General features: G+C 56.3%; 10 protein-coding genes. All 10 read left to right on the plus strand.

Going from position 1 to position 8,795, the window contains the following annotated elements:
- The first annotated feature begins 203 nt into the window (after positions 1 to 203).
- The 10 genes from NQV17_RS37420 (at position 204) to NQV17_RS37460 (ending at position 8,638) form a co-directional block, all read left to right on the plus strand.
- Positions 204 to 1,373, plus strand: coding sequence for an acetyl-CoA acetyltransferase (locus NQV17_RS37420; RefSeq protein WP_257776103.1), 1,170 nt, complete (start codon positions 204 to 206; stop codon positions 1,371 to 1,373).
- Complete coding sequence (locus tag NQV17_RS37425; RefSeq protein WP_257776104.1) at positions 1,370 to 3,007, plus strand: acyl-CoA synthetase; 1,638 nt, start codon at positions 1,370 to 1,372, stop codon at positions 3,005 to 3,007. Before NQV17_RS37420 ends, NQV17_RS37425 begins: the two co-directional genes overlap by 4 nt.
- A gap of 379 nt (positions 3,008 to 3,386) precedes the next feature.
- Positions 3,387 to 3,866: a PCC domain-containing protein gene (locus tag NQV17_RS37430; RefSeq protein ID WP_257776105.1), complete on the plus strand. Its 480-nt coding sequence runs from the start codon at positions 3,387 to 3,389 to the stop codon at positions 3,864 to 3,866.
- A gap of 391 nt (positions 3,867 to 4,257) precedes the next feature.
- Entirely contained in the window at positions 4,258 to 5,061 is an 804-nt protein-coding gene (locus tag NQV17_RS37435) for an SDR family NAD(P)-dependent oxidoreductase (RefSeq protein WP_257776106.1), read from the plus strand.
- Between the two features lie 139 nt (positions 5,062 to 5,200).
- Complete coding sequence (locus NQV17_RS37980) at positions 5,201 to 5,461, plus strand: thiamine pyrophosphate-dependent enzyme (RefSeq protein ID WP_308237858.1); 261 nt, start codon at positions 5,201 to 5,203, stop codon at positions 5,459 to 5,461.
- A complete protein-coding gene (locus tag NQV17_RS37985) occupies positions 5,437 to 5,844 on the plus strand; it encodes a thiamine pyrophosphate-dependent enzyme (protein ID WP_308237857.1) in 408 nt (135 codons plus the stop codon). Before NQV17_RS37980 ends, NQV17_RS37985 begins: the two co-directional genes overlap by 25 nt.
- 50 nt (positions 5,845 to 5,894) lie before the next feature.
- Entirely contained in the window at positions 5,895 to 6,122 is a 228-nt protein-coding gene (locus NQV17_RS37445; RefSeq protein ID WP_257776108.1) for a hypothetical protein, read from the plus strand.
- Positions 6,062 to 6,331 (plus strand): transketolase C-terminal domain-containing protein, encoded by a 270-nt coding sequence (locus NQV17_RS37450; RefSeq protein ID WP_257776109.1) that lies wholly within the window; start codon positions 6,062 to 6,064, stop codon positions 6,329 to 6,331. The genes NQV17_RS37445 and NQV17_RS37450 overlap by 61 nt, the downstream gene beginning before the upstream one ends.
- Positions 6,332 to 6,360: 29 nt before the next feature.
- On the plus strand, positions 6,361 to 7,377 hold the full coding sequence (ilvC, locus tag NQV17_RS37455; protein WP_124665596.1) for a ketol-acid reductoisomerase: 1,017 nt from the start codon (positions 6,361 to 6,363) through the stop codon (positions 7,375 to 7,377).
- Between the two features lie 445 nt (positions 7,378 to 7,822).
- Complete coding sequence (locus tag NQV17_RS37460; protein ID WP_257776107.1) at positions 7,823 to 8,638, plus strand: SDR family NAD(P)-dependent oxidoreductase; 816 nt, start codon at positions 7,823 to 7,825, stop codon at positions 8,636 to 8,638.
- Positions 8,639 to 8,795 lie beyond the last annotated feature (157 nt).

Consider the following 8,795-nt stretch of genomic DNA (forward strand, 5'->3'; position numbering starts at 1 on the left):
CGATATGTGGATCGCCTCTAGCAAATGGTCTTGATTGGTGGGTCCAAATATCGGACCAGTATCTATACTTATTTGCGTGAAAGCATTTAAGCACCTAAACTTGCGTTGTCAAATAAAGGTTTGTACCATCGAGACGCAGGTCCGAAATGCGGACCAACTAATAACAAAGTTGGTATTCGGTTTGTTCATCAGGAGATTGGTTCATGGCTAAACGTGCCGTTATTGTTGGCTGGGCTCATACGGAGTTCGGCAAGCTCGACGATGCAGACGTCGAGTCGCTGATTGCTCGCGTATCTACAGCTGCGCTTGACCATGCCCAGGTTGCGCCATCGGAAGTTGACGCCATCACGGTAGGCGTCTTCAACAACGGGCTGACGCCGCAGGGATTCGAGGGAGGGCTCGTCGCGCTTGGTAACGCGGGACTGCGCTTCACTCCGGCGCTTCACGTGGAAAATGCGTGCGCGACCGGGACTGCCGCGATCTACAGTGCGGCGGACTTCATCGAGAGCGGTCGTGGCAGGATTGCGCTCGCCATTGGCGCAGAGAAGATGACCGCCGTCTCCTCACGTGACATCCCGGGGATCTTGCTCAGTGGGTGCTATCGCAAAGAAGAGGACAATCCCGCCGGCTTCGCAGGAATTTTCGGGCGAATCACGCAGGCGTACTTCGACAAGTACGGGAACCACAGTGAAGAGCTGGCGATGATTGCCGCGAAGAACCATGCGAACGCATTGGAGAATCCGTTTGCACATGTCCGCAAGGATCTCGGTTTCGATTTCTGTAATGAGGTATCGGAGCGCAATCCGCTGGTTGCTGGTCCGCTGCGCCGTACCGACTGTTCGATGGTTTCGGATGGTGCTGCCGCAGTGGTCCTTGCGGACGAAGAGACGGCGGCAACTCTGCGCCGGGCGATTGGCTTCAGGGCGCGTGTGCAGGTGAACGATTTTATGCCGCTGTCGCGACGTGATCCGACAGCATTTGAAGGTGCGCGCCACGCGTGGCGAAAGGCCTTGGCGGGTGCCGGTGCAGATCTAAGTGATCTTAGCCTGGTGGAGACGCATGACTGCTTTACGACTGCCGAAATGATCGAATACGAGGCTATGGGGTTGGCACCAGCCGGACAGGGATGGCGGGTGATCAGGGAGGGCACGACAAGAAAAGACGGCCGGCTTCCCGTCAATGTTTCGGGTGGCCTCAAGGCTCGCGGACATCCGCTCGGCGCGACAGGAGTTTCGCAACACGTCATGGCAGCGATGCAACTGGTCGGTGAGGCGGGTGGTATGCAGTTGCCCAATGCAAATCTGGCTGGCGTATTCAACATGGGTGGGGCTGCGGTGGCAAACTACGTTTCGATCATGGAGCGCACGCGATGACTGCCGTTTTTCAAACGCCGACGTCGACCCGGGTGATGAATTTGGCCTATTGGTCGACCCACAATGCGCGCCGGTTGTCTGACCACGTCGCCTTTGTCTGGGGCGATAAATCTTGGACCTGGGCTGAGTTTGACGCACGCGTGAGTGCCTTTGCGGCTGCCCTCGCCGAACGTGGTGTCGGTCCGGGATGCACCGTTCTCGTCCACTCAAAAAACAGCAACGAAATGTTCGAGTCGATGTTCGCGACGTTCCGACTCGGAGCGATCTGGGTTCCGACGAACTTTCGACTGATGCCCGACGAGGTTGTCTATATCGCGAGCAAGGCTAAGAGCCAGGTTTTCTTGTGTCAAAGCGACTTCCCTGAATACGCCGCTGCTGTTTGCAAGGCGCAGCCAAGGACGCAGGTAATTTGGCTCACGGGCGCTGAGTTGCCGCGTGATGGCGGCCTCCGTGCTGCTGAGTTAGTCGAAGCAGGACTCGGTTGTACTGTGCCGAATGCCGCTGTGGATCGCGATACCCCATGCTGGTTCCTATTCACCTCGGGCACCACTGGCAAGCCAAAGGCTGCGGTTCTTACCCATGGTCAGATGGCCTTCGTGGTCAACAATCACTTGTCCGACCTGTTGCCGGGAACTGATTACCGCGACGGCTCGCTGGTCGTCGCACCGCTTTCGCACGGAGCCGGGGTGCATCAATTGATCATGGCTTCGCGGGGCGGGAAGACCGTGCTACTACCTTCCGAGAAGTTTTCCGCAGATCAGGCGTTTGAATTGATCGAGAAGTATCGCCTTACGAACATGTTCACGGTTCCGACCATCCTGAAGATGTTGGTAGAACACCCCAGCGTCGATTTGCGCGACCACTCGAGCTTGCGCTACGTCGTGTACGCCGGTGCGCCGATGTACGAGGTCGACAAGAAGCTCGCGCTTGACAAGCTTGGTCCCGTTTTGGTGCAGTACTACGGATTGGGCGAGGTGACGGGCAACATCACTGTCTTGCCTCCGCAGGAACACTGCGGTGAAGGTGCGGTGGCTCGTGCTGGCACGTGTGGATATGAACGTACCGGGATTGAGGTGTCGGTTCAAGACGATGACGGAAATGAACTGGCGTATGGAGAGACTGGCGAGATCTGCGTTGTGGGGCCAGCAGTCTTTCTCGGCTATTACGACGATCCGGCTGCTAATGCGAAGGCGTTTCGTAATGGCTGGTTTCGCACTGGGGACTTGGGGTACATGGACCACGATGGCTATGTGTACCTCACCGGGCGCCACTCGGATATGTATATTTCTGGCGGCTCTAACATCTATCCTCGTGAACTCGAAGAAAAAATTCTTACGCATGAGGACGTTGCCGAAGTCGCCGTTCTCGGGTTACCTGACCATCAGTGGGGGGAGGTTGGCGTCGCGGTATGCGTGTTGCGACCGGGTGCGACTCTGAACGAGGAGCGGCTACTCGACTGGATGTCCACGCGTATAGCGCGCTACAAGATTCCGAAGAGGGTCTATTTTTGGGAAGAGCTCCCTAAGTCGGGCTATGGCAAAGTGCCTAAGCGATTGGTAAAAGATGAACTTGCGCGACGGGGTGTCTCCGTGGAGCTTGAAATCGTGAAGGAGAAAAGTGATGCGTCACATTGAGCATCCGGGACCGGTTGCCCCACAGCGGAGCTGCACGGCTGACTGCGATATCCGGTACGCTCAGGTGAAGCTCCCACCGGGCGAGGCCTTGCTTCCGACGTTGGCCTCTGTTCTTGAGGCTAACCATGTGAAAAGCGCTGTTGCTAGGCTTCACGGTGGAAGCTTTGATCCTTTCGCGTACTGCATGCCGGCCCTTTCGTCTACGCCGAATCACGCTGTGTACTTCAGCGAGCAGTACCGGCCCCAGGGAGTTATCCGACTGGAGTGTGCGTCGGTGACGGTGGGTCAGCGTCAATCACAGCCTTGGCTTCATTGCCACGGTATTTGGTATGACGCCAGTGGCCGGCGACTTGGTGGCCACGTACTCCCGAACGACGCCGTGATTTCCGAGCCGATCGACGCATCGGTATGGTTGCTTGATGGAGCATCGTTCGAAGTTGTCGCCAGCCCAGAAACGGGATTCTCCCTGTTCGAGCCAGTTGCGGATGCTGCCTTTGCGCCTCAGGAGCGTGGGGCGTTCGCCATGTCTGTACGTCCGAACGAGGATTTCTGCACAGCGCTTGAAGCTGAATGTAGAGCGCGTGGGATTACTCGCGCTCGGGTGCGCGGTGGCGTTGGCAGTCTTATTGGTGCGACGTTCGATGACGGTCGCGAAGTGGTTCCCTTCGTGACCGAGGTGTTTATTCGCGAAGGGCTGGTCTCGGCGACCACTGAGGGCGACTTCGCCGCCCAAATCGACGTTTCTCTTGTCGACAATCTTGGTGGGCTAAGTGAGGGGCGTCTCCGGCGGGGTGAAAATCCGGTCCTTGTGACGTTTGAACTGCTGATCGAACCTGTCGAGTTCGCCAAAGCGCAGTGATCGCTATTTGTCAAAAGGAAGCCGTATGCTTGGCGCGGACCATTACTTTCTAGTAGCGACTACTGCAGCGGCAAATTTTTTTCTCTCGGATGGTTGAGCGGGAAGCGCAGAGAACCGTGTGGGTGTCGGCTGAGCTGAGGTCCGTCTTCGCCGCAATAAAAAACGATCGGACTATTTGCCCGCGCTCGGTGCAGTGCGTTGAGGATTCGGTTAGGGCTGGTGCTGTTCCTGCGGTCTGAGGCATGCTCATTGAGCAGGTTAAACGAGATATCCGGCTTTACTCGATTGATCAATCGTTGGTGCGATGATCGAGTTATGCCGATACGCTCGTGGCGTGAGGAATTTCGGCAATGATCGTTTCCAAATTTTAAAAGTATTAAGGAGACAAACCGTGGTTGATCGTCTGAAGAACAAGGTAGCCATAGTGTTCGGTGCGGGAGGTCCGCCAAACGAATGGAGCAATGGCAAGGCAACCGCCGTTGCTTATGCTCGGGAAGGTGCTGCAGTAATTTGTGTCGACCGGATTGCCGAAGCGGCGGAGGACGCCGCACGGGTAATCCAAGCGGAAGGCCATGACGCGATTGCAGTGGTTGCCGATGTGACACAAACCGATGATATCAATAGAGCCGTACAGACCGCAATTCAACACTTCGGTCGTCTGGACATCCTGCACAACAACGTTGGAGTTGCGCCTGCGGGTGGCCCTCTGGAACTCGATGATGCGGCGTTCCAGCGCACCATGGACATCAATGTCGGTTCGATACATCGAACAGTCCGAGCAGTACTACCTTACTTTCTTGAACAGCAAAGCGGCGCTATTGTGAACATCTCGTCGCTGTCGGCAATTCGTTGGAGTGGGTACTCATACTTCGCCTATTACGCTTCTAAAGCCGCAGTGAATCAAGCGACCGTCGCCATTGCTTTGCAGTATGCGGCGCAAGGAATTAGAGCGAATGTGATCATGCCGGGGGTCATCGACACCCCGTTGGTATACAAGCAAATTTCGGCTCAATATTCGTCGATCGAGGAGATGGTCGCGGCACGGAGTAACGCGGTGCCAATGAAGAAGCCTGGTTCGCCGTGGGACATTGCCAACGCGGCTGTGTTCCTCGCCTCTGACGAAGCGCGCTTCATCACGGGTGTTTGCTTGCCTGTCGATGGCGGGCATTCTTGTGTTTTGCCTGGTCTCGTATAAAAAGACTCGATCGCAGAGTGTCTCCCATCCTTCGACGTCGGCATCGCTCCAATGGGCAAATGGCTCTCTGACCTCGGCGAGGTCTCTTCGCCTCTTTCTCCAACCTCACCTTATGGAACTACTTTCCCTGTACCGCAGCATGGCGCGCATTCGCGCATTCGAGCTCGCGGCGGAAGAACTCAGCATTGGCGGTGTTGCCGTCCTTGGTCAGAAAATTGACGAACGCACAAAGATTCGTGGACCTCTGCACGGATCCATTGGTCAGGAGGGCGTTGCGGCTGGTGTTTGCGCCCATCTCGTGCGGGATGATCTTCTGACTAGCAGTCACCGCGGCCATGGCCATACCCTGGCGAAGGGCGCAGACATGAAGAGGATGTGGTCGCGCGTTCCGTTGCATTAGGGGTGCCAGCCGAAAGTGTCGACGGCAACGATGTTGAAGCGGTTTACGAGTTGGCAAAACGCTTAGTAGGAGAAATCCGGGCCGGGGATGGGCCGCGATTAATGCACGCTCTTACGCGGCGAATGCATGGTCACCTCTCTTCAGATGGGCAAGCCTACCGTGACCCCGTCGATATCGAAATTGCGGCTAGAGAGGAGCCGATGCGGCTGGCTAGGAAACGCCTCGTCGAAAAGAGGGTACCTCAGGTTCTTATTGACCGCGTCAACGCGGAGGTTGAACAGGAACTGCAAGAAGCTCTTGATTTTGCGGAGGCTTCGCCTGTGCCGCCGGCTGCTGATGCATTTACAGACGTTCAGACCGTGGGGGCAGGTACATGGTACTGAAGACGATCACGTACGCGGAGGCCGCCCAGCAGGCGCTTCGCGATGCAATGATGCGGGACCCGAGCGTTGTGGTGGTAGGGGAAGACGTCGGGCGCGGTGGAATTTTCCAGCAGTACAAGGGCCTTCAGGCCGAGTTTGGACCGGAACGCATAATCGACGCGCCTATACCGTTCTCTCTCTTGAAGGCATTTCTGCAAGTGTCATTGACTTACGTTCGATTTGGCCATGGGATCGTGAGACAGTACTTGCCGACTGCGCGCGAACGAGAAATTTGTTAGTCGTGCATGAATCCGTGCAGGTTGCGGGATTTGGTGCAGAAGTCGCGGCGACAGCAGCGCAGGCAACAGGCTGCCGCATTGCCCGGATGGGCGCCCCACGTATTCCCGTTGGATATGCACAGTCGCTTGAGGTCGTGTCTCGCATTCAGGCGAGCGATGTGGTCCAAGCAGCGCTCGCTATGTTCGGTATGACCCGCGTTGTGGCATAACTCTAGCAATTACCCGAAAGGAATTTTTCATGAAAGTTTTTTACGACAAGGACGGCGATCTTAGTCTGATCAAGGGGAACACCGTCGCGATCATCGGCTATGGCTCGCAGGGCCATGCCCATGCCCAAAACCTGAATGACAGTGGAGTAAATGTACTGGTCGGTCTGCGCAAGGACGGTGCTTCTTGGCCCAAGGCCGAGAAAGCCGGCCTGAAGGTGGCCGAGATAGCTGAGGCCGTGCAGCAGGCCGACGTCGTCATGATCTTGCTGCCGGACGAGCAAATCGCAACCGTCTACAAAAACGACGTTGCCCCTAACATCAGGGAGGGCGCTTCTCTCGTCTTTGCTCACGGGTTCAACGTTCACTACGGCTTCGTGCAACCGCGTGCCGACCTAGATGTATGGATGGTCGCCCCGAAGGCGCCTGGCCACACGGTACGTAGTACTTATACCCAGGGCGGCGGTGTGCCTCACCTGGTGGCCGTGTATCAGGACAAGAGTGGCAAGGCTCGCGATCTGGCGCTGTCGTATGCGATTGCCAATGGCGGCGGCAAGGCCGGCATCATCGAGACGAACTTCCGTGAAGAGACCGAAACCGACCTGTTTGGCGAGCAGGCCGTGCTGTGCGGCGGTACCGTAGAGTTGATCAAGGCAGGCTTCGAGACGCTGGTCGAAGCGGGCTACGCGCCTGAAATGGCGTACTTCGAGTGCCTGCACGAGCTCAAGCTGATTGTCGACCTGATCTACGAAGGCGGTATCGCTAACATGAACTACTCGATCTCGAACAACGCCGAGTACGGCGAGTACGTGACGGGCCCGCGCGTCGTCACGGAAGAGACAAAGAAGGCGATGAAGCAGTGCCTGGCCGACATCCAGACGGGTGAGTACGCAAAGAGCTTTGTACTCGAGAGTGCCAGCGGCGCAGCTACATTGATGAGTCGACGCCGCTTGAACGCCGAACACCAAATCGAGGTCGTCGGTGAGAAACTGCGCGCAATGATGCCTTGGATTAAAGCCAATAAATTGGTTGACAAAAGCCGTAACTGAGGGATGGGTCGGCGTGTGCGTGTAGTTTGTGGGGCCGTAGCAGAAGCTGCCACTGCCAAAGAGTAACTACATGCGTGCGATTATCTTTGCTGACGCACGGTGCGATCCGCTGAGCAAACTCTTTTAGCAATGAGGACTTCTGGCGTGCACCCACCATTGACGACGTTTTTCGCGTGGACTAAGAGATGTCCATCGAGACCGACGCCGCGGTTGATTTGTCTGGCCCAGCACAGGATGTGTGGTCTCATGTCTAAAGTCGGTCCTCAGTGCGAACGTGAAAAGAGTCCTCGATCGCAAGTTCGCATTGGGGGCCATTCATGCGATAGCCGCTCATTCTACAAATGGAAGTGGAGAGATTGAGATGCCACACTTCTTTTATAAGTCAAAGTGCTAGATCACGTCCAATATCTTTCATAACCCTCGGAAACATAGAAGGAGACAACTGATGAATTCACGGAAATCTTCGCGAGTTGCCCTTGTAACGGGTGCCGCCAGTGGCATTGGCCGGCGAACAGCCGAAAAGCTGGCGCTCGACCAAGGCGCAAGCGTGTACGTTCTCGATAGGGACGCCGAAGCAGCGGCGGCCGTTGTGCGCGGAATCCGATTGGCTGGGGGGCGGGCGGCGAGTTGCGTCTTGGATTTGGCGGTTAGTGCGCGCTTGCACGATGCGCTTGATTCTTTGACCGAGGAGTTTGGTCCGCCGAACATTCTTGTGAACAATGCAGGCATTAGCGCGATGGTTCCGGCGCTTGAGTGTAGTTTGGAGTATTGGCAGACAACGATGGCTGTGAATGTCACCGCTCCTATGCTGTTGATGCAATACGTACTGCCACATATGAGAAAGGCGAATTGGGGAAGGATCGTCAACATCTCTTCTATCAGTGGACTTCGTGCGGGCACTGGTCGAATGGCATATGGCACATCGAAAGCGGCTCTGATTGCAATGACGCAGCAATTTGCCATTGAAGCCGCCCCCTGGGGGGTCACGATTAACTCAGTCGCTCCCGGCCCAGTCGACACACCACTTGCGCTGGCAAACCATAGTGCGGAAACGCGATCTACCTATGAGGGCATGGTCCCAATGCATCGCTATGGAACGCCTGACGAGATCGCCGACGGCATCCTATTCTTGTGCTCGGATCAGGCCAGTTACATCACTGGACATACGTTGCCCATTGACGGTGGCTTTGTCGTCGCTGGCGTGTTGGTCAATAACTTGTACGACAAAGAAGCCCCTGAGTCGAAAGCGAAGAAGCTGTGATACTACGGGTCAGCAATTGACCCACGTCCTTGTCCATGTAACGGGATGGGATTTGGAAAGCGAACGTCACTGGATTGCAGGTGAGCAGCAGTCAAAGGATGCGCGTCGCGCCTTGTATGTAAGCGGCTAGCCAACCCGTCTTGAGTTTGACCGAGGA

It is taken from the genome of Burkholderia sp. SCN-KJ (assembly GCF_024656005.1).
Taxonomy (GTDB): Bacteria; Pseudomonadota; Gammaproteobacteria; order Burkholderiales; family Burkholderiaceae; genus Burkholderia.

Excerpts from the sequence above, each read along its gene's own strand:
- NQV17_RS37420 (WP_257776103.1), top strand. The coding sequence starts at position 204 with ATGGCTAAACGTGCCGTTATTGTTGGCTGGGCTCATACGGAGTTCGGC.
- NQV17_RS37425 (WP_257776104.1), top strand. The coding sequence starts at position 1,370 with ATGACTGCCGTTTTTCAAACGCCGACGTCGACCCGGGTGATGAATTTG.
- NQV17_RS37980 (WP_308237858.1), top strand. The coding sequence starts at position 5,201 with ATGGCGCGCATTCGCGCATTCGAGCTCGCGGCGGAAGAACTCAGCATT.
- NQV17_RS37445 (WP_257776108.1), top strand. The coding sequence starts at position 5,895 with ATGCGGGACCCGAGCGTTGTGGTGGTAGGGGAAGACGTCGGGCGCGGT.
- ilvC (WP_124665596.1), top strand. The coding sequence starts at position 6,361 with ATGAAAGTTTTTTACGACAAGGACGGCGATCTTAGTCTGATCAAGGGG.
- NQV17_RS37460 (WP_257776107.1), top strand. The coding sequence starts at position 7,823 with ATGAATTCACGGAAATCTTCGCGAGTTGCCCTTGTAACGGGTGCCGCC.